22 protein-coding genes and 1 tRNA gene are annotated in these 19767 nt (G+C 64.0%); 14 read left to right on the top strand and 9 right to left on the bottom strand.

From position 1 onward, the window contains the following. The first annotated feature begins 106 nt into the window (after window positions 1-106). The 6 genes from FJ490_RS08930 to FJ490_RS08905 all read left to right on the top strand — a co-directional run bounded on the left by FJ490_RS08930 (window position 107) and on the right by FJ490_RS08905 (window position 5371). Window positions 107-358 (top strand): hypothetical protein, encoded by a 252-nt coding sequence (locus tag FJ490_RS08930; RefSeq protein WP_140492477.1) that lies wholly within the window; start codon window positions 107-109, stop codon window positions 356-358. 7 nt (window positions 359-365) lie between these two features. Further along, window positions 366-1250: a pyridoxal kinase PdxY gene (pdxY, locus tag FJ490_RS08925; RefSeq protein ID WP_140524619.1), complete on the top strand. Its 885-nt coding sequence runs from the start codon at window positions 366-368 to the stop codon at window positions 1248-1250. After that, window positions 1247-2017: a DUF429 domain-containing protein gene (locus tag FJ490_RS08920; protein WP_140524621.1), complete on the top strand. Its 771-nt coding sequence runs from the start codon at window positions 1247-1249 to the stop codon at window positions 2015-2017. Before pdxY ends, FJ490_RS08920 begins: the two co-directional genes overlap by 4 nt. A gap of 138 nt (window positions 2018-2155) precedes the next feature. Continuing rightward, complete coding sequence (locus tag FJ490_RS08915) at window positions 2156-2800, top strand: carbonic anhydrase (protein ID WP_140492485.1); 645 nt, start codon at window positions 2156-2158, stop codon at window positions 2798-2800. 20 nt (window positions 2801-2820) lie between these two features. Then, on the top strand, window positions 2821-3231 hold the full coding sequence (locus tag FJ490_RS08910) for a nuclear transport factor 2 family protein (protein ID WP_181165207.1): 411 nt from the start codon (window positions 2821-2823) through the stop codon (window positions 3229-3231). Between the two features lie 85 nt (window positions 3232-3316). After that, window positions 3317-5371, top strand: coding sequence for a M3 family metallopeptidase (locus FJ490_RS08905; RefSeq protein WP_140728682.1), 2055 nt, complete (start codon window positions 3317-3319; stop codon window positions 5369-5371). On the opposite strand, the gene FJ490_RS08900 is transcribed toward FJ490_RS08905, so the two are convergent. The 4 genes from FJ490_RS08900 to FJ490_RS08885 all read right to left on the bottom strand — a co-directional run bounded on the left by FJ490_RS08900 (window position 5372) and on the right by FJ490_RS08885 (window position 10004). Continuing rightward, on the bottom strand, window positions 5372-6877 hold the full coding sequence (locus FJ490_RS08900; RefSeq protein ID WP_140728681.1) for a M81 family metallopeptidase: 1506 nt from the start codon (window positions 6875-6877) through the stop codon (window positions 5372-5374). It lies immediately after the preceding gene. A 77-nt stretch (window positions 6878-6954) separates the two neighbouring features. Further along, window positions 6955-7779 carry a carbohydrate ABC transporter permease gene (locus FJ490_RS08895; protein ID WP_140728680.1) on the bottom strand — a complete coding sequence of 275 codons (825 nt, stop codon included), beginning with the start codon at window positions 7777-7779 and terminating at the stop codon, window positions 6955-6957. Then, window positions 7776-8645: a sugar ABC transporter permease gene (locus FJ490_RS08890; RefSeq protein WP_140492500.1), complete on the bottom strand. Its 870-nt coding sequence runs from the start codon at window positions 8643-8645 to the stop codon at window positions 7776-7778. The genes FJ490_RS08895 and FJ490_RS08890 overlap by 4 nt, the downstream gene beginning before the upstream one ends. Before the next feature lie 126 nt (window positions 8646-8771). Continuing rightward, the gene (locus FJ490_RS08885) at window positions 8772-10004 is read right to left on the bottom strand and encodes a sugar ABC transporter substrate-binding protein (protein ID WP_140554802.1); all 1233 of its coding nucleotides are present in this window, start codon (window positions 10002-10004) and stop codon (window positions 8772-8774) included. A gap of 280 nt (window positions 10005-10284) precedes the next feature. Here FJ490_RS08885 and FJ490_RS08880 point away from each other — a divergent pair, with 280 nt between their 5' ends. From FJ490_RS08880 to FJ490_RS08870, 3 genes are read left to right on the top strand one after another with little or no spacing between them, the layout of a single operon-like run. Beyond that, window positions 10285-11055, top strand: a complete 771-nt coding sequence (locus FJ490_RS08880; RefSeq protein ID WP_140563922.1) for an SDR family oxidoreductase — start codon at window positions 10285-10287, stop codon at window positions 11053-11055. 2 nt (window positions 11056-11057) lie between these two features. Then, the gene (ugpC, locus tag FJ490_RS08875) at window positions 11058-12125 is read left to right on the top strand and encodes a sn-glycerol-3-phosphate ABC transporter ATP-binding protein UgpC (RefSeq protein ID WP_140728679.1); all 1068 of its coding nucleotides are present in this window, start codon (window positions 11058-11060) and stop codon (window positions 12123-12125) included. A 24-nt stretch (window positions 12126-12149) separates the two neighbouring features. Beyond that, window positions 12150-13031, top strand: coding sequence for a MurR/RpiR family transcriptional regulator (locus FJ490_RS08870; protein WP_140492512.1), 882 nt, complete (start codon window positions 12150-12152; stop codon window positions 13029-13031). 3 nt (window positions 13032-13034) lie between these two features. Here the strand turns inward: FJ490_RS08870 and FJ490_RS08865 are convergent, their stop codons facing one another. Then, window positions 13035-13352, bottom strand: coding sequence for a DUF167 domain-containing protein (locus FJ490_RS08865; RefSeq protein WP_140513996.1), 318 nt, complete (start codon window positions 13350-13352; stop codon window positions 13035-13037). Between the two features lie 13 nt (window positions 13353-13365). Beyond that, entirely contained in the window at window positions 13366-13656 is a 291-nt protein-coding gene (locus FJ490_RS08860; RefSeq protein ID WP_140492518.1) for a YggT family protein, read from the bottom strand. A 136-nt stretch (window positions 13657-13792) separates the two neighbouring features. Here FJ490_RS08860 and FJ490_RS08855 point away from each other — a divergent pair. The 5 genes from FJ490_RS08855 to FJ490_RS08830 all read left to right on the top strand — a co-directional run bounded on the left by FJ490_RS08855 (window position 13793) and on the right by FJ490_RS08830 (window position 17320). Continuing rightward, window positions 13793-13868, top strand: a tRNA-Ala gene (locus tag FJ490_RS08855). Window positions 13869-14193: 325 nt separating this feature from the next. Further along, window positions 14194-14940: a helix-turn-helix transcriptional regulator gene (locus FJ490_RS08850; protein WP_140728678.1), complete on the top strand. Its 747-nt coding sequence runs from the start codon at window positions 14194-14196 to the stop codon at window positions 14938-14940. Between the two features lie 400 nt (window positions 14941-15340). Further along, window positions 15341-16435, top strand: coding sequence for a SagB/ThcOx family dehydrogenase (locus tag FJ490_RS08840; protein ID WP_246672611.1), 1095 nt, complete (start codon window positions 15341-15343; stop codon window positions 16433-16435). 69 nt (window positions 16436-16504) lie between these two features. Continuing rightward, a complete protein-coding gene (locus FJ490_RS08835) occupies window positions 16505-16756 on the top strand; it encodes a hypothetical protein (RefSeq protein WP_140492525.1) in 252 nt (83 codons plus the stop codon). A gap of 240 nt (window positions 16757-16996) precedes the next feature. After that, a complete protein-coding gene (locus FJ490_RS08830; RefSeq protein WP_140654984.1) occupies window positions 16997-17320 on the top strand; it encodes a hypothetical protein in 324 nt (107 codons plus the stop codon). A gap of 74 nt (window positions 17321-17394) precedes the next feature. Here FJ490_RS08830 and FJ490_RS08825 read toward each other — a convergent pair whose 3' ends face one another. Genes FJ490_RS08825 through exbB form a run of 3 tightly spaced genes read right to left on the bottom strand, consistent with a single transcriptional unit; the run spans window position 17395 to window position 19739 of the window. Next, window positions 17395-18342, bottom strand: coding sequence for an energy transducer TonB (locus FJ490_RS08825; RefSeq protein ID WP_140654981.1), 948 nt, complete (start codon window positions 18340-18342; stop codon window positions 17395-17397). After that, a complete protein-coding gene (gene exbD / locus FJ490_RS08820) occupies window positions 18339-18806 on the bottom strand; it encodes a TonB system transport protein ExbD (protein WP_140728676.1) in 468 nt (155 codons plus the stop codon). Before exbD ends, FJ490_RS08825 begins: the two co-directional genes overlap by 4 nt. 12 nt (window positions 18807-18818) lie before the next feature. Next, window positions 18819-19739, bottom strand: coding sequence for a tonB-system energizer ExbB (gene exbB, locus FJ490_RS08815; RefSeq protein WP_140654978.1), 921 nt, complete (start codon window positions 19737-19739; stop codon window positions 18819-18821). Window positions 19740-19767: the final 28 nt, after the last annotated feature.

Genomic DNA, 19767 nt, shown 5'->3' with positions numbered 1-19767 from the left:
AAAACGACCTCGGCGCAGACGGTTACCGATGGGGTTACGGTCGGTCGCAAGGCGCTGTAATTGACGGAGCGAACGCGGTAAGGTCGCCACGAAACAGGACAGCATCATGGTGCAGCGCCAGGACAGCGACACCGAATCGCGCCGCATCCTCGAGCGCGTCGCGCGCGAAACCGATCCGGCCGCCACTTCGCTCGCGGCGCGGACCGCGAAGGCCGTTCGCGACCACGTCGCGGCGGCCGATGCCGACCGCGCGGATCCGATCGAAGTCTGGGGCACGCGCATTGGCCGGATAATTGGGCTGCTGCTGGCGCTGGGCCTGATGGTCTGGCTCGTGCTTTTCCTCACCCGGGGCAGTTAGGATTCCAATGAGCACCGAGCAAGCCGACGCGCCGCGCGCGGTCATCGTCATTTCCAGCCATGTCGCACGCGGCTCGGTCGGCAATCGCGCCGCCGTCTTTGCGCTGGAATCGCTGGGTTTCCCGGTATGGGCGGTGCCGACAATCATCCTGCCCTGGCATCCCGGCCATGGGCGCGCGACCCGCATCGTGCCGCCGCTCGATCAGTTCAAGGCATTGATGGCCGATCTGGAGCGCGCGCCGTGGCTGGGCGAGGTCGGGGCGGTGCTGTCGGGCTATCTCGGCGAGGCCGGCCAGGCCGAAGCCGTCGCCTCGCTGGTCGCTGCGGTCAAGGCGAGGACGCCCGACGCCGTCTATATCTGCGATCCGGTAATGGGCGATTCGGGCGGGCTCTATGTGCCGGAGCCGACGGCGATCGCCATGCGCGACCGGCTGATGCCGATCGCCGACATTGCTACCCCTAACCGCTATGAGCTGGAATGGATGGCCGGCGTGCCGTTGCCCGACCTGAAGTCGGTGATGGCCGCGGCGCTCCATGCGGGGCCTTCAACCATGCTGGTCACCTCGGCGCCGTCGATGATTTCAGGCGGCACCGGGAATCTTCTGCTCGACGGCAGCCAGGCGCTGCTCGCCGAGCACCGCGTCATCGACAAGCCGCCGAACGGTTTGGGCGACCTGACAGCGGCGGTCTACCTGGCGCGCATCCTCTCCGGCCAGCCGGCGATCAAGGCGCTGCAATCGACGACGGCGGCGGTCTACGAGATCCTGGCGCGCACGGCCAAACGCGGCGGCGACGAATTGCAGCTCGAAACCGATGCGCAGAGCCTGTCGCACCCGATGGCGATGGTGCAGCTTCGCCGTCTCACGCATCCGGGGCGGGACCGCCGCGCGTGACATCGGCCGAAGTCGTTGTTGCCGGCGTCGACGGCTGCAAGGCCGGCTGGATCGTCGTTCGACGTGCACCCGGCTCATTGCCCTCCGTCGAAATTTTCGCCAGCTTCGCCATGCTGCTCGCTGCGGTTCCCGACGACGCGATCGTCGCCGTCGACATGCCGATCGGCCTGCCTGAATTTTCGAGCAAGGGCGGGCGCGGACCGGAGGCGCAGGTCAGGTCGCTGCTCGGGCCACGCCAATCCAGCGTCTTCTCGATCCCCTCTCGTGCGGCACTCTACGCCGATACCGCCGAGTTCACTTCGATCGAAGCCTGGTACGCCGCGCACCGCCGGGCGAGCGACGTGGCCAGGACGACATCCGATCCGCCGCGCGGCGTTTCGATCCAGGCATTCGGCATCTTTGGCAAAATACGCGAGATCGATACGTTGCTGATCTCGCGGCCCGAACTGCGTGGCCGCGTCTTCGAATCGCATCCGGAAGTGGCTTTCTGTCGGCTCAACGGCGGGCAGGCCATGCTGCTGCCGAAGAAGGTCAAGGGCAGCATCAATCCGGCCGGCATGGCGGAACGCAAGGCGCTGCTTAGCCGGCACGGCTATGCCATAGACTTCCTCGATCAGGCGCCGCCGCGCGGTGCGGCCGCTGACGATTTCCTCGATGCGGCGGCGATGATGCTGATCGCCGGCCGCATCGCCGCCTGCACGGCACGGCCGTTTCCCGACCCGCCACTTACCGACGGCTTTGGCATACCGGTCGCCATCTGGGCGTGACAACATTGCCCAGCTTTGCGCCTGACGCAGGGCATTTCTCACCAACCCCACAATTCTGCATTGCTCGCGACGGGCTTTTACCGCTAGAGCGTTTTCTCGACCGCAACGAGCTGCCGCCTCCAACCCGGAAAGCCGCCCATGCCTCACCTTCCCGACCACCTTCTTGCCGGCTACCGCAATTTCATGAACGGTCGCTATCTCACCGAGAGCGGCCGCTATCGCGAGCTCGCCCGGGAGGGGCAAGCGCCGGAAACCATGATCGTCGCGTGCTGCGATTCCCGCTCGGCTCCCGAGGCGATCTTCGACGCAGGGCCCGGCGAACTCTTCGTGCTGCGCAATGTCGGCAATCTGGTGCCGCCTTACGAGCCGGACGGCGAGTTCCACTCGACCTCGGCCGCGCTCGAATTCGCGGTGCAGAGCCTCAAGGTCAAGAACATCGTTGTCATGGGCCATGGCCGCTGCGGCGGTATCCGTGCCGCGCTCGACGCCAATTCCGCGCCACTGTCGCCGGGCGATTTCATCGGCAAATGGATGAGCCTGATCGCGCCGGCCGCCGAGACCGTGTCGGCCAGCACCTTCATGACTGCGACGGAGCGCCAGACGGCGCTGGAGCGCATCTCGATCCGCTATTCCCTCGCCAATCTCAGGACCTTTCCCTGCGTCTCGATCCTTGAGGGCAAGGGGCGGCTGTCGCTGCACGGTGCCTGGTTCGACATTTCGACCGGCGAGCTCTGGGTGATGAACAAGGAAACCGGCGATTTCGAGCGCCCGGTGCTGGAGTGACCGAAACGGCACGCCAGGCAATGAACATCCGGCCGGTCATGTTCACCGTCGCCGCACTGCTGATGGCGATCATGGCCGCCCGCGCCGATGACGGCGCCATCATCAGCCGCTGGTATTCGGCCCTGCTGGTCGCCGACCGTACCGAACTTTCCGACCTGCTCGCCGACAATGTGCGCATCGAACTCGACGACCTCGGCATCGTGCAGGGAAAGCAGGAGTTCATCGCCTCGCTCGACGAATGGAAAGGTGCGGTTGCGGGTGCCGCGATCCGACACCGGATCGAGAAGAACGAAGGCGGCGTCACCACGGTGATCGCCTGCTACGACTTCCCCGACAATGACATGCTGATGCATGAGACCTTCGCCATAGCGGGCGACCGCATCACGGCCAGCACGCAGAAAGCGCTTGCGGAAAGCTGCGAAGCCTACTGACCGGCGGCGCTGTTGCGCGCGCCTGACGAGCGCCCTACATCGGTGATTTCAGCCCCTCCCGACCTGCCAGCCCGAAAGACAATCCATGCCCGCCACGAAAGCCGTCGACCTCGCCGCCCATCCGCTGACCACGTGGCAAGGGCCACTCGGCCTGCCCGATTTCGCCCGATTTGGCGACGATGAGTTCGCACCCGTCTTCGACGCGGCGCTGAAGGCGCATGAGGCCGAGATCGAGGCCATCGCCGCGAACGAGGATACGCCGACCATCGAGAACACGCTTCAAGCCCTGGAGCTCGCCGGCGAAGCGCTCGACCATGTCTCGTCGATCTTCTGGTGCCGTGCCGGGGCCCACACCAACGAGGACATCCAGGCGCTGGAGCGCGACATCTCGCCAAGGATGTCGAGGCATTTCTCGGCGATCTCGATGAATGAAAGGCTCTTTGCCCGCATCGACGATCTTTACCAGCGCCGCGAGACGCTCAAGCTCGATGCCGAGACGCTGCGGGTTCTGGAAAAGACCTGGAAGGCTTTTGTCCGCTCGGGCGCGAAACTCGACGCCGAGGGCAAGAAGCGGCTGGCAGGGATCAACGAGGAGCTGTCGTCGCTCGGCACCAGCTTCGGCCAGAACGTGCTTGCCGACGAACGCGACTGGGCGCTGTTCCTCGACGAGGCCGACCTGGCCGGCCTGCCGGATTTCGTGAAGAGCTCGATGGCCGAAGCCGCCGAGATGCGCGGCCAGAAAGGCCGCTACGCCGTCACCTTGTCGCGCTCGATCTACGAGCCGTTCTCGACCTTCTCGGAGCGCCGCGACTTGCGCGAGATCGCCTTTCGCGCCTTCACCATGCGCGGCCAGAATGGCGGCGCGACGGACAATACAGCCGTCGTGCGCGACATGCTGAAGCTGCGCGCCGAGAAGGCGAAGCTGCTCGGCTACGGCTCCTTCGCGGCGCTGAAGCTCGACGACACCATGGCCAAGACGCCCAAGGCGGTGCACGACCTGCTCGATCCCGTATGGGAAAAGGCGCTGGAAAAGGCCGCCGACGACCAAAAGGAGCTGGAACGGCTGGCGGCGGAAGCCGGCAGCAACGAAAAATTCGCCGCCTGGGATTGGCGTTTCTACCAGGAGAAGCTGCGCGCGGAGAAATTCGCCTTCGACGAGGCGGAATTGAAGCCCTATCTCCAGCTCGACCGGATCATCGATGCCTGTTTCGACGTCGCGACAAGACTGTTCGGCATCACCTTCGAAGAGAGGAAAGGCATTGCCGCCTGGCATCCGGACGCGCGTGTGTTCGTGGTGAAGAATGCCGATGGCAGCGAGCGCGGCCTGTTCCTGGCCGACTATTTCGCGCGGCCGTCGAAACGCTCCGGGGCCTGGATGAGCGCACTGAAATCAGGCTACCGCCTGGGCCCCGGCGCGAGCCCGATCATCTACAACATCATGAATTTCGCCAAGCCGCCCGTGGGCGAGCCGGCGCTGCTGTCGGTGGACGAGGCGAAGACCTTGTTCCATGAATTCGGCCATGCCCTGCACGGCATGCTGACCGATGTCACCTGGCCTTCGGTGTCGGGCACTTCCGTCAGCCGCGATTTCGTCGAACTGCCCTCGCAGCTCTACGAACACTGGCTGACCGTGCCGGCGGTGCTGGAAAAGCACGCTTTGCATGTCAAGACCGGCAAGCCGATGCCGAAGGCTCTGCTCGACAAGATGCTGGCGGCGCGCACTTTCGGGGCTGGCTTTGCCACGGTGGAATTCACCGCCTCGGCGCTGATCGACATGGCCTTCCATGCAAGGCCCGACGCGCCTGAGCAGCCACTTCGTTTCGAGGCCGAAACGCTCGAAAAACTCGACATGCCCGACACCATCGCGATGCGCCACCGCACGCCGCATTTCGGCCATGTCTTTGCCGGCGAGGGCTATTCGGCCGGCTACTATTCCTACATGTGGTCGGAAGTACTCGACGCCGACGCCTTCGCCGCTTTCGAGGAGACGGGCGACCCCTTCAATCCCGCGCTGGCCGAGCGGCTGAGAAAGAACATCTATGCCGCCGGCGGCTCGAAGGATCCGGAAGAACTCTACACCGCGTTTCGCGGCAAGATGCCGTCGCCGGAAGCCATGATGGTGAAGCGGGGGCTGGTGTGATCAGCCAATTTCCCCCCTTGTAGGGGAGATCGGCTGCTTCCAGGGATCCGCCACCCTTGGCCAGATCGCCCGCTTCAGTTTCCTGTAATCCGTCACCGCCGGATTGCTGGGATACGCGCTCGGCGCCGAGAGATAGATGATCTCGGCGGCGATCGGTTCGAAGCCGGCGTAGAAATGGTTGGTCGATTTGATCAGCAGCATGTCCTTGGCCAGCGGATCGACGCCGATGTTGGAAAAAATGTCCGGCTCGAAGGTCTGCGTACGGTTGGTGTTGAGGATGATGTCGACCTCGGTGCCCTCGATGCGGATCAACGCGGCGGGCCCGAGCGTCACCCGGCTCGGCCCGAAGCTCTGCCAACCTTCGGCGAGAACTTTCAGCACTGTGACACGGGCGTCGATCGGCTCGCCGGCCTGGGGCCCGGACTTGCCGCCGAAACGCAGGTCGATGACGGCGCCCTCGCCCGCGGCCCGGCAGAAGGTCACGGCGACCGGATCCCAGATCGTCGCCACGCCGACATTGTCGATGCCGCGGGCCAAAAGCTCCCGCAGCACGATGGTGCCGTCACCCGGCACGCCGCCGCCCGGATTGTCCCAGATGTCGGCGATGACCACCGGCCTGCCGCGCTTTTCAGCGTGCACCGCCAGCGCCCGATCGATGCCATCGCCGGCGCTCAGCATCGTCATCGCCGTCTTTTCGCGCATCGCGTAGAGCTCGCGGCCCAGCGTTTCGGCCAGCGCGTCGCCCTTGGCCTTGTCATTGTCGGTGACGACGAGGATGCGCGTGCCCATTTCGGGCACATCCGCCGCCATGAAGCCATGGATGACCGAGACCGACAGCACGCCGTCCCTGCCGTGCAGCGCCTTGATGCGGTCGACGAAGGAGCGCATCGGTTCGCGGCTGGTCGGCAGCACCTGGATCATGCGGCAGTCGAAGGTCGAGATGACGGGCTTGATCTCCCCGCGCGCCGCGGCGAGGCCAAGCTCGACGACATGTTCGCCGCGCTCATAGAAGTCGGTGTGCGGGAATTCGAGGAAGTAGGCCATGACATTACAGGCCGCCACGCGTTTGGGCGTGAGATGGCTGTGCGGATCGAACTCGCAAGCGATCACCACGCCAGGCCCGACGACCTCGCGCACCCGTTCGAGCAGGTCGCCCTCGCAATCGTCGTAGCCTTGCGCCACCATGGCGCCATGCAGGCCGAGAATGACGGCCTCGACCGGCAGCGCCGCCCTGAGCTGGCCCAGAATCTCGTCGCGCAGCGCCTCGTAGGTCTGCCGCTGCACCAGCCCGCCGGGCTCGGCCCAGGTGGCGGTGCCCTCGATGACGGTCAATCCCTCTGCGGCCGGGCGCCGGCGCAGCGCGACGATCGGCGAGGAGCACAGCGTCGGCGTCTCCGGATGCTTGCCCGGCCCGGCATAGAAGGCCATCTCGAACGATGCCCTGTCGGTCGGCACCGGCGAGAAGGTGTTGGTTTCCGTCGCCAGCGAGGCGGTGAAGATGCGCATGAAAGCTCCGTGGACAGGTTACTCTTCGCTCTCGCAATTCCGGACGGAAAACCGCCATATACTTTCTCATGGAATTGCTATTTGACGGCTCCGAGCGCCAGCCCCCGCACGAGGTAGCGCTGCAGCCAGATGAACAGGATCGCCACCGGCAGCGTCGCCAGCAGCGTGGCGGCCATGACGTGGTGCCATTCGATGGTGTAGCGCCCGGCGACCAGCGAGAACACCTGGATCGGCAGCGTGTAGCTCTCCTGGCTGCGCAGCATGGTGAGCGCCACGACGAATTCGTTCCAGGCGTTGATGAAGGTGAAGATGGCGGTGACGGCAATGGCCGGCAGGCAGAGCGGCAGAAACACTTTGCGCAGCGTCAGCCAGCGGCCGGCGCCTTCCATCCAGGCCGCCTCCTCGAGATCGCGCGGGATGGTGTCGAAATAACTCTGCAGCATCCACACGGTGAAGGCGACGTTGAAGGCCATGTAGATGAAGCCGAGCGCGGTTGTCGATTCGACCAGCCCCCAGGCGGCCATCAACCGGAACAGGCCCAGCACCAGCACGATCGGCGAGATCATCTGCGAGATCAGCAGGAACTGGCGGAAGGCGCCATAGCCGGCAAAACGAAAGCGCGACATGGCATAGGCCGCCGGCACGGAGATCAGGATGGCGCCGACGGTGGCGATCACCGAGACATAGAGCGAATTGGCGAGCGCCCGGCCGAAGCCGGTCGCCACCCACATGTCGGAAAAATTCGACCAGCGGAATTCGCTCGGCCACCATGTCGGCGACAGCACCTCCTGCCGCGGCTTGACCGCGGTCAGGAACATCACCGCGAAGGGAAAGATCGTCACCACGATCAAAGGCGCCAGCAGCAGCCAGGCGATGACGGTACGCTTCAGCTTGCTCCTCATGCGCGCTGCTCCCGCATGGCGAGGCGCACATAGATCATGGTGAAGACCAGCAATATGGCGAACATCACCAGCGACACGGCGGAAGCCTCCCCCAGTTTGCCGATGCGGAAGGCGAGCTTGTAGAGGTGGGTGACCAGGATGTCGGTCGAATTGGCCGGCCCGCCCTGCGTCATTACCCAGATGATCGGAAAGGAATTGAAGACGTAGATGGTGTTGAGCACGATGGCGATGTTGATGAACGGCTTCAGGAGCGGAAAGGTGATTTCGCGGAACTGCTGTGCCGGCGTCGCTCCTTCGAGCGCGGCGGCCTCGTAGAGATCGTCCGGAATCGAAGACAGGCCGCCGAGGAAGATCGTCGTGGTGAACGGCACCGTCACCAATATGCCGATCAGCACCTGCATCGGGAACGCCGTCTCGGCGCTGGCCAGCCATTGGACATTGTGATCGATCAGGCCGAGGCCGAGCAGCGCCGAATTCAGCATGCCGCTTTCGCCGCTCAGCGCCCAGCGCCAGACCACCGCCGTCATGGTCAGCGACACCGCCCAGGGCAGCATGATGATGACGCGGGCAAGGCCGCGGCCGTAAAAATCGGTGTTGAGGATGATCGCGACCGGGATCGACAGAAGCAGCGCGCCGCCAACCACCAGCACGGTCCATATCCCCGTGCGCCACAGTGCCGCGACGAAATCGGGATCGGTGGTGAGGGCGGCGAAATTGGCAAGGCCGCTGAATTCGCGCAGCTGGCCGAAGCGGTTGACGTCATGCGTGGCGATCTGGATCAGGTCCCAGACCGGCCAGAAGATCACGATTGCCGCCAGGAACAGGCTGGGCAAGGTCAGCAGATAAGGCAGGAAACGATTTTGCATCGGCTGGCCTGTAACCTCGGCGCACGGGATCGGAAGGTTCTGCTTATGCGGATTTCGGATCGGGAGACCAAAGATGTGGCGCGCCCCGCCTGAGTGGGGCGCGCCACGGGCGCAGGGAGATACGCCCTATTTCTTCAGCACGGCGTTGGCCTTCGCCGCCGCATCCTTCAAACCCGCCTCCGGGTCGCCGCCGAGGTATATCTTCTGGATCGCATCCGACGTGATCTGGGCGATCTCCTCCCAGCCCGGAATGACCGGCGCGAAGCGCGCATCGGGCAACAGCGCGGTGAAGGCGGCGAGGTCGGCATTGTTGACGTAATAGTCCATCTTGGCCTCTTCCTTGTTCACCGGCAGGAAGCCTTCGCCTTGCGTGAACTTGGCGCGCTGCTCCGTGGTGAACAGGAAGTCGAGCAGCTTCCAGGCCTCGTCCTTGTTCTTGGAGTTCTTGAACATGATGATGGAATCGGTGACGCCGTAGGTGCCGCGCGCGCCCGTCGGGCCGGCGGGTATAGCCGCCACGCCGTATTTGAGGCTCGGCGCCTCGTCCTTGATCTGGTTGGACAGGAAGGGTGCGGTGATCATCATGCCGACCTTGCCCTGCTTGAACAGGTTCTGAACGTCCTCACGGTTGTTGGAGGTGACGCCGGGCTCCGTCAGGCCCTCGTCGATCATCGACTTGTAGAGCTTGGCGGCTTCGAGCGCGCCAGGCGTGCTCAAGCCCGATGTGCCGTCCTTGTTGAGGATCTCGGTGCCGTATGACCACATCGCATAATAATAATAAACGTCGGTCTCGATCTCCTTGCCCTGCAGGCCGAAGCCGAATGTGCCGGACCCCAGCGCCTTGATCTTGCGGGCGTCCTCCTGCAGCTCGGTCCAATTGGCCGGCGGCTTGGCGATGCCTGCTTTCTCGAACAGCTCCTTGTTGTAATACATGGCGCGCGCCGAAGCTGCGATCGGCAGGCCGTAGGTCTTGCCGTCCATGATCGAAGGCGACAGGAACGTGTCGATGAAACGGCCCTTGAAGTCTGGCGTGATGTAGCTGTCGAGCGGCTCGGCGACGTCCTGCTGCACGAAGTCGATCAGCCAGCGCGTGCCGATGATCGAGAGATCCGCATTGGTGCCGGCGGTGATGTCGGTGGTCAGCTTCTGCAAGAGCACATCCCACGGCACCACTTCGAACTTGACCGTGATGCCGGGGTTCTTTGCCTCGAACTCCTTCTTGACCTCCTCGAAGTAGGGGCCGGTCTTGGCGCTGTATTCGGCGACCGTGACGCGCACCTCGCCGGCTTGCGCCTGTGCCGCGAAGGCCAGCATGCTCATTCCGGCCATCAAGCCGACAGTCCATTTCGCAATGCTCATCCGATCTCTCCCATTTTGTTCCGCGCTTTTGCGCTCCTCACGCCGATGTTGGCGCAGGATTATGTGACTTTCCTACATTATCGAGGATCTGGCCGCACGCAAGCAGATTATCGTGTTGCTTAATTACATTCCATTCACTAGCCTGCCGACATCTGCCTAGAGCAGTTCACCGTTTCATGGAAACGGAGAACCACTCTAACTCTTTGTTTTGACGCAATTCCGGACCGAAAACCGTATACACTTTCCTGGAATTGCTCGAACTGCCGGAGGAGCAAGCGCCGTGGTTTCGAAAGCCGAGTTCGAAGGCCGCACTGTCGTTGTCACGGGCGCCGGCGGTGGCCTCGGCTCGGCGATCGTCGCGTTGCTGGCCGGAAGAGGCGCGCGGGTGGTCGGTTGCGATCAATCGGAGGAGGCGTTGGCAAGCCCGCACCTCGCCTCGCGCCATGTCTTCAACCTTCTCGACCGGGTTTCGGTCGAGGCAGCCGTCGCGGCCGTGCTCGACAAGGACGGCGTGCCCGACATCCTGATCAACAATGCCGGCTGGACGCGCGCGGAGACGCTCGGCGCATTGACGGCCGACAGGATAGAGCAGGAACTCGACCTCAACCTGACCGGCGTGATGACTTTTGCCGACCCGCTGGTGAAGGCGATGGCGGCGCGCGGTTCGGGCAGCGTCGTCTTCATTTCTTCCGTCAACGCCATCGCCCATTTCGGCAATCCTGCCTATGCCGCCGCCAAGGCCGGCATCAACGCCTATGCCAAGGCGATCGCCGTCGAGCTCGGCCGCAGCGGCGTTCGCGCCAATGTCGTCTGTCCGGGATCGATCCGTACCGCCGCCTGGGATCATCGCCTGGCCAAGAACCCCGACATTCTCGGCAAGCTCCAACGGCTCTATCCGCTCGGCCGCATCGTCAATGCCTCGGAGGTGGCGGAAGCCGTGGCGTTTCTTGCCTCCGACCGGGCGTCCGGCGTAACGGGCGTGGTGATGCCGGTGGATGCCGGCCTGACCGCCGGCTGCCTGCCGTTCATCGACGACATATTGGGAGCGTGACCATGACCGACGTCCAGTTCCGCGATCTTTCGAAATCCTTCGGCCAGCACAGCATCCTCGAGAACATCGACCTCGACATCGAGAGCGGCGAATTCGTCGTGCTGGTCGGCCCGTCCGGGTGCGGCAAGTCGACCTTGCTGCGCATGCTGGCTGGACTGGAAACGATAAGCTCGGGCGATCTCGTCATTGGCGGCGTGCGCGCCAACGACCTGCCGCCACAGCAGCGCAACATCGCCATGGTCTTCCAGTCGTATGCGCTGTTTCCGCATCTCAAGGCCTCCGACAATATCGGCTTCGGACCGAAAATCCGCGGCGAGAGCCGCGCCGCGGTCGAGGACAAGGTCAAGAAGGCATCCGGCGTCCTCAACCTGTTCTCCTATCTCGACCGTTACCCCCGGCAATTGTCGGGCGGTCAGCGCCAGCGCGTCGCCATGGGCCGCGCCATCGTGCGCGAACCCTCGGTCTTCCTGTTCGACGAACCTCTGTCCAACCTCGACGCGCAGTTGCGGGTGCAGATGCGCACCGAGATCAAGGCGCTGCACCAGAGACTGAAATCGACGGTCGTCTACGTCACTCACGATCAGATCGAGGCCATGACCATGGCCGACCGCATCGTGGTGATGGATCGCGGCCGGATCCAGCAGGTCGGGTCGCCGCTGGAGCTCTATGACCGGCCGGCCAACAAGTTCGTCGCCGGCTTTCTCGGCTCGCCCTCGATGAGTTTCGTTTCCGGGTCCCTCAAGACGACGGCCACGAACAGCTGGTTCGAATCGACCGGCGGCGGAAGGCTTGCGCTTGGCGGCAAAGAGGTGCCGACAGGCGGTGCGGTGGAGGCCGGCATCCGGCCCGAACATTTTGTCATCGGCGAAGCTGCCGACGCGATGACCATCAAAGTGGACGTCGTCGAGCCGACGGGCTCCGAAACCCATGTCTACGGCGCTATCGGCAACGATACGGTGCGCGTCGTCTTCCGAGACCGGATGCAGGTGAAGCCCGGCGACCGCCTGCCGGTCTCGGTCGAGCCGCGCAACATCCATCTTTTCGAGAAGGCGACGGGCCTGCCTCTATGAAAGCACAAGCGTGAAGACACCGGCATGAAGACACCGGCCGACATCATCACCCGGTTGCAGCTGATGTCGCAGGACGGCACCAAGTCGGATCGCCGGTTGGCGGGCCTGGTCCTGTCCGATCTCGATTTCGCCTCCAAGGCGGCGATCTCGGAGATCGCCGCGCGCGTCGGTGTCAGCGAGCCGACGGTGACCCGCTTCTGCCGCAATCTCGGCTGCGAAGGCCTGCGCGACTTCAAGTTCTACTTGGCGCAGGCGATCGCCATCGGCGGCCAGTATCTGTCGCCCGAGCCGCTGAGCCGCGACGCCCGCGAGCAGCGCATCGCATCGGCCATCACCGAGGCGGCGATATCGGCCATCCAGCGCGCCAGCGAAAACCTCGACATGACGACGCTGGTCGATGTCGCCGCGCGCATTGCCACGTCAGGCAACGTGCTGTGCGTCGGCTCCGGCGGCATTTCCTCGATGATGGCGACCGAAATGCAGAACCGGCTGTTCAGGCTGGGCCTGCCGGTGCTGGCGCAGATCGACGGGCAATTGCAGCGCATGTACGCCGCCGTGGCCACGCCCGACACCACGCTGGTCGCCTTCTCGGTTTCCGGCTATGCACGGTCGGTCATCGAGGCGGTGCAGGTCGCGCAGCAATATGGCGCCACAACGGTCGCCGTCACCGCGCCGGACTCGGCATTGGCCAGGGCCGCCGACACCGTCATCCATTTGCAGCCGCTCGAGGACGGCAACATCTACAAGCCGACATCGTCGCGCTATGCGCTGCTGGCGATCGTCGACATGATCGTCACGTCGGTGGCCGAGACGCGCGGCCCGAAGGTGCTGGAGAATTTGCGCCGCATCAAGCAGAGCGTGAACACGCTGAAGGTCGACGATCCGCGTTTGCCGCTGGGCGATTGAACTTCAGGCCGAAGCACTGAGCGCCTCGATGCGCTGCATCAGCACCTGGGGTTCACCCGTCACGCGCAGCGTCTTGAGCCGTGCCGTGCCGCCGGCGACAACCGAAACGGCTGAGGCCGGCACTCCAAGAGTCTTGGCGGCCAGCTTCTCCAGCGCTTGATTGGCGGCGCCGTTTTCGGGTACGGCGCGGACCCGTGCCTTCAAATGGCTTCGCCCATCAGCCGATGTCTCGATGCCTTCGAACCTGTCCATGGAAGACTTCGGTGTCAGCCGGACGAACAATTCGATGCCGTTCTCGCGGATGCGGAACGGGGCACTCATGCGAGCATCGGGTTCACAGCACCAGCGGTGCCACGGTGGTGAGCAGGAACTGCCTGAGGAAGAACAGGATCAGCAGCAGGATGATCGGCGAGATGTCGATACCGCCAAGGTCCGGCATGAAACGTCGGATCGGCCTGAGCGCCGGTTCGGTCAGCCGGTAGAGCATATTGCCGATGCTGCCGACAAACTGGTTGCGCGAGTTGACGACGTTGAAGGCATAGAGCCAGGAAAAGATCGCCGAGATGATGATGACCCACCAATAGAGGTCGAGCGCCATGACGATTGTTTGAATGAGGGCGAGCATGCCGGTCTCCAATTGTTGCCGACATGTAGCCATTGCGCGCGAAACCGGCAAGGGCAGGCTTCGGCCGCCAGGATTTCGGCAAAACGTCGCCTTGACAGAAAACTGCCGTGCCCGATAAATGCGCCATCCGCTGGACGGGGCTGTAGCTCAGCTGGGAGAGCGCGTCGTTCGCAATGACGAGGTCAGGGGTTCGATCCCCCTCAGCTCCACCAGCGGGATAGTCGTTTTCTTCTCTTCGCTGCATTGCAACAGCCGAAGCCACGTCGGTGGCTACGGTGCGAAATGTCACGACACTGACGCCCTTTTCCGTCCATCATGAAGGATTGCGAGAGCCTTCCGGGGCAAACGCCTGTCAATTGGACTTATGGCGGTGATCGCTATGGAATCGCGCTATTTTTTTTGGAATCCACCCCATTAGAGTGACATTACCAAATCAGTTTTTTCTGTGTGTTGTAGCAAGGCGTTTCGGTGGGGGCGGCTGAAGGCGCTATACGGATTTGGAAGTCGATATGAAGAACCCGCCCGCGGAAGCAAAACGTGTCAATTCGCGAGTATCTCGCTGCAAATCTCAGACGGCTCTGTAAGGAGCATGCCTCGGTAAGCGCGGTATGCCGGGAACTGGGCATCAATCGCACGCAGTTCGAACGCTACCTTCAGGGACAGACTGTTCCGAACAAAGCGACAGCCAAGCTGATCTGCGACTATTTCCGCATCGACGAAGCCGAATTGTACCGGGAACCGGGCGCGCCGAAGCCTCCGGTTCGCGGCCTGCCACCGATTTCCGAAAGCCTGTTCAACCAAATGATCCGGCCGCCCGCCCCGTCGATCGCGGGCGGCACCTACTTCACCTATTTTTCGATCCCGGCCCGCCCCGACCTGTTGATGCGGTCGGTGACCTTCGTGCGGCGCGACGCGGAGCTGGTGACGTTCCGAAGGGTTACCGGATGGTCGGAGCGCCGGGGAACGACATGGGCGCGGGCGCGCGGCAATCATTACGGCGTGGCGATCTCGCGCCTGAACTGGATCTACTTCAGCGGCGTCAATCGCCGCCAGACCGGTGAACCATCGCTGATCTCGGTGCAGTGGGCTCCCATCTCGGAACCGGTACTGATTGGCAAGGCCATGCTTCTAACGGAAGCCGGGCCGGCCTTCGTGTCGGTCATCATGCGGCAGGACGTATCCATCGGCCCGCGGCAGGCGATCCGCATGGCGCACGTCGTCAAGCTCGATGACCCGAGCCTCGACCACCTCGTGGTCAGCCTCGCTCGGGACGGGCTGGACTGATCGCGTCAGAATCTTCCCTTGTTACGCTAAATAAGAATAACTCTATCCGGAAATAGCGTATGCCGGCAGTCATCTACTCCGTATATGAGTAAAATCGATTTTTTGTATTTTAAGGCTAAGAAAGATAATTTAGATTAACGCAGCTTTACTACCATTTTAACAAACCATTAACTCTTTCGATCTTACCTTCCGCCCGTGGATCCCGTTTTGGGGATTTTTTCAACAGATCCCATTTGGGGTCAGGAAGGGATGAAAATGCCGAAGAAAGTGAACACTGCTCCGAAGTTGACGATTGCCGCAGGCACCCAGACCGTCTTCTTTTCGCAGGGCATGCACTACAACAAGCGCTGAGCTGCCCGAGGCGCCGGCGGCGGTTGTTCGTCGGCGCCTCGCCTTCGCAATGACATTTCTGCATTCGGCTTTCGGCATCATGAAAATGCGCTCCGCAAAAACGCTTGTCTTCTACCCCGGCGCCAACAAGGTCACGGCGTGCAATTTCCTGACCAGAAGCGTCTTCGAATGCAGTTCCGAGGTGATCGGTCTTCTCGCATCCTGGGACAAATGGGCATCCGCCGCGGAGATCGCGCGGGACCACGGATGGTCGCGATCAGAGCTGGATGCCGTCATCCCCCAATTGCTCGATTTTTCCGCACTGGTGACCGCCGGGTCGCAACTGGCCGAACAGGAGAGCCAATTCTCGGGACAATGGAACTGGGGCATTCCGACCGCGCTGATGCATTTCTGCGTCCAGGACAGCGAGTTCATGACCATCGAACAGGCGGAGGCACGGCAGATCGAACGCGCCGGTCACACCGTGCAGCCCGACCTCGTGCTCAGGAATTCCGCGGCGGCCATCCGGCTGCCGGACGCGCTGGACGACAATGAACTCATTGCCCTGATGGCCCAGCGTCGCACGAACCGAACAGCGGCGGCGCCCACCGTCACCGCGAAACAGCTTTCCGACTGCCTGTTCGCGGGCATGGGCATCACCGGCGAGACCAGCAACTGCGTTGGCGCCCTGCCGCTGGGCATGACCCCTTCCGGCGGCGCGAGAAATCCCTACGAAGCCTATGTGGTCGCGCCGGCGGTGGAAGGGCTGGAACCCGGCGTCTATCACTACTCGGCTGTCGGACACGATCTTGAAAGGATTTCGGCGAACCACCTGCCGAAAATCTCCGAGCTGGTCGGCGGACAGGAATGGGCCGACCCCATGCCCTGCCTGGTCCTGCTCTGCGCAAGGCTCGACCGCACCATGTGGAAGTATGAGGACGCCAACGCCTATCGTGTCGTGCTGATCGAAGCTGGCCATATCGGCCAGAACATGATGCTTGCAGCGACCAGGCACGGCCTGTCGGCCTGCCCGACCGCGGCGCTCAGCCACTCGGCGATCAAGCGCTTGCTCGGCCTCGACCGGCTCACCGACGCGCCCATCTACGCCTTGACCCTGTCTATCCCGGAAACCAATCCGCGCCTGGCAGCGCGGTCAATCAATTAGCCGATTGATTATGTTCAGAGTGCCCGGTGAGGGGGTCCCCTGAATTCCACCACATCACAGGAGCAGCACGTGGCCAACCAATCCCTACGCCAGTCCGAGATCGATAGTCTCCAATATATCGCGTCGATGGCCAATGAGCTGGTGCAGATGGCCGAAGCAAGCCGTTTCCCCATGATCTCCTATCTGCTGGGCATGGCTTATGCCGAGGCCTTCGACGTCCTTCGCGGCGCCCGGCCGGCCAGGCATCCGCAGCTCAGCGGCAATTCGATGCACCCCAGGACGCAGGCGAAAGACAATCGCGTCCAGCCGAGGAGGGCATAGCCAGATGCAGCCATCATCTCTGTGGCGTGCCCCGGGACGTGCGCGGCAAGGCCTGCTGCCGTCCTTGAGGAAGGCCGCCGTCGGCTTGACCGCATCGAGATGGCCGATTGGTTGGAACACGCGGGCGCAGAGGCAACATCATCCAACGCCGGCCGGCCGATGCCGCCGCGATCCCTGCAATGATCGCCCGCAGCCCGCCGAACCGGCCTTTATGCACGACGACCTGAGGGGAACCCACAAATGAACATGATCGCAGCCATCAAAAGCGCCGATGTCGGTGAAAATGTCTTCAGCCGCCTCCATGCCCTGATCGCCAGCCGGCCGGCATCGCCGGATGCAGCGCGCCTGCAAGCGCGCCAACTGGTTTCCACGGCGATAGCCGAGACCTGGCAGGCCGACAGTCTCTGGGGCGCGGTGGATGCCTTCCATGCCCATTTCGACTTCATGATGCAGACCATCGAGATCAACGGCGCCGACGATCCGAACCTCAGGATCCTGCGCATGAGATGCCGCTTCTACCTCGAGCAGGTCGAGGCCCTGTGTCTGTCGATGAGCTATCGGTAGGCCGACCGTTCGACCTTGCTTTGATCCGTGTATGTCGTTTCTCCTGAACCGGGTTCAGTCTTGGGCGACATGCATCAGTTCCGAAGGCTGAATACGAATGGCGCCGTGCGGCTGACGCGCGAACCCAGCTCCGGCGGCGGCGGCGGCACGGTGGCGCCCTGCAGCACGGCGAGCGCGGCGCGGTCGAGGTCGGGATCGCCCGAGGAGCGGACGACGCGCGCCGACGTCACCCGGCCTGAGGCGTCCACCGTGAAGGTGACGTTCGCATTGCCTTGCGAGCGTCGCGATTTCGCGGCGCTCGGATAGCGCGTATGCCGCTTGATCCATGACAGCAGCCGCGATTCCCAATTGGCCGGGCTGACGCCGGACGCCCCGGACGCCGATTTCGGCGCCGCTGTCCTGGCGGCGGGCTTTGCTTCCGCGCTCGCGGCGGTTACCGTCTTCGGCGGCGGCGCCTTATCCTTCTTCGGCTTGGGCTTCTCGACGGGCTTTTTCACCTTGGCCTGGACGGATTTCTTTTCCCTGGGCGTCTCGACCGGCTTCGGCTGCGGCAGCGGCACGACGACGTCAGGCGCGACCGTCTCGACCATGTCAGGGACGATCTCTTCAAGCGGGGGTTGGTCGGCCGGCTCAGCCCGCGTCGTTTCAGTCGGTTCGGTCGTGTCAGGCGGCGTTGCATCCGGCTCGGCAACGGGCTCCGCTTGCTCGACCATTTTCTCGGGCTCGGCTTCGGCGGCCTTTTCGGTGTCCTCGACCGGCTCGGCCTGGTCGGGCACAGCGGCGTCCAACATCGCGGCTTGTTCGGGCACGGCCGGCGTCGCGACCATCGGCGCCATCTCGATGGCCAGCGCCGGCGGCGCCCCGCCATCCGCCGGGTCGACCGGGCTGAAGCTCTGCACCGCATAGGCGACGGCAACATGCGCCCCAAGCACCAGCGCGGCCGCAACCGCCCACAGGCCGAGGTCGCGCCAGCCGAGGCGCGACAGCTCCACCGTGGGCGAGGCGGCCGCTTGCCCGGTCATGGACCAGCGGCTCCGCCTGGATCCGCTGCGGGAGCACCGCCGGCGGGCGCAGCCTCCAGGCCGACCAGGGCGATCTTCAGATAGCCGGCGCCGCGCAGCAGGTTCATCGCCTCCATAAGGTCGCCATAGGCAACCGCCTTGTCGGCGCGAAGGAAGATGCGCGTCTGCTTGTCGCCTTTGGTCCTGCCGTCCAGCGTGGCGGCGAAAACCTGGCGCGGCACGGTGTCATTGCCGATCGCTAGCGAGAGGTCATCCTTCAACGTCAGGAACAGCGGCGTCTCCGGCCGCGGCGCCGGCGTCGCGGTCGAGCCCGGCAGGTCGACATTGATATCAACCGTCGCCAGGGGTGCTGCGACCATGAAGATGATCAGCAGCACCAGGATGACGTCGATGAAGGGCGTGACATTGATCTCGTGGCTTTCCTCGAGATCGTCGTCCATGGCCTGACGGATGCGGCTGCCCATGGTCTTGCCCCGCTACTGCGCCGCCAGCGCCGTTGCCGGCGCCACCGTGCGGAAATCGAGGTCGCGGCTGACCAGCCGCTCGACGCCAGCCGAGGCGTCGGCGAGGATCTGCCGGTAGCCGGCTATCGAGCGCGCAAAGACGTTGTAGATGACGACGGCCGGTATCGCGGCGACGAGCCCCATTGCGGTGGCGAGAAGGGCTTCGGCAATGCCCGGCGCCACCACCGCCAGATTGGTGGTCTGCGCCTGCGAAATGCCGATGAAGGCGTTCATGATGCCCCATACGGTGCCGAACAGACCGACGAAAGGCGCGGTCGAGCCGATCGTCGCCAGCAGGCCGGTGCCGCGCGACATGCGTCGCGCCGCCGCCGCCTCGATGCGTGTCAGGCGCGAGGCGACCCGCTCCTTCAGCCCGTCGCCGCCGGCATGGTCGAGCGCGCCGGCCGAAAGCGCCGATTCTTCCTCCGCCGCCCGCACCAGCAGGGCGCCGGTGCCGCCGTTGCGGCCGAGCGCGCGGCTCGCCTGCTTCAGCGTCGCGGCATTGCCGATGGCCCGCGCGGCGCGACGAGCGCCAAGCTTGCCGGCAAGCACTTCCAGCGACTTGGCCAGCCATATCGTCCAGGTGACGAGCGAGGCGAAGGCCAGCCCGATCATCACCGCCTTGACGATGATGTCGGCAGCCATGAACATGCCCCATGGCGACAGATCGTGCGGCAAGCTCAGCGCCGGCGAGGGCTCGGCCGCCGTACCGGCCCCGGCTTGCGGCTGTGCAGGCGCTAGGGCTCCCACGGGAGCGGCGGGCGCGGCCGGCGATGGTGCTGGCGCCGTAATGGTGGCGGGCGTGCCGCTTGCCGGCTGCTCCTGCGCCGGCGCGCTGGCGGCCGCCAGCATGGCGGATGCAAACAGCGCTGCGACCAAACCGGTTCTCGACATCGTCTTCTTCCTCGTTCTCACAGCCGCC

Origin of the sequence: Mesorhizobium sp. B2-5-11, assembly GCF_006440835.1 — a bacterium.
GTDB lineage: Bacteria > Pseudomonadota > Alphaproteobacteria > Rhizobiales > Rhizobiaceae > Mesorhizobium.
The sequence above is the reverse complement of the archived record's forward strand: the minus strand, read 5'-3'. Positions and strand labels throughout refer to the sequence as shown.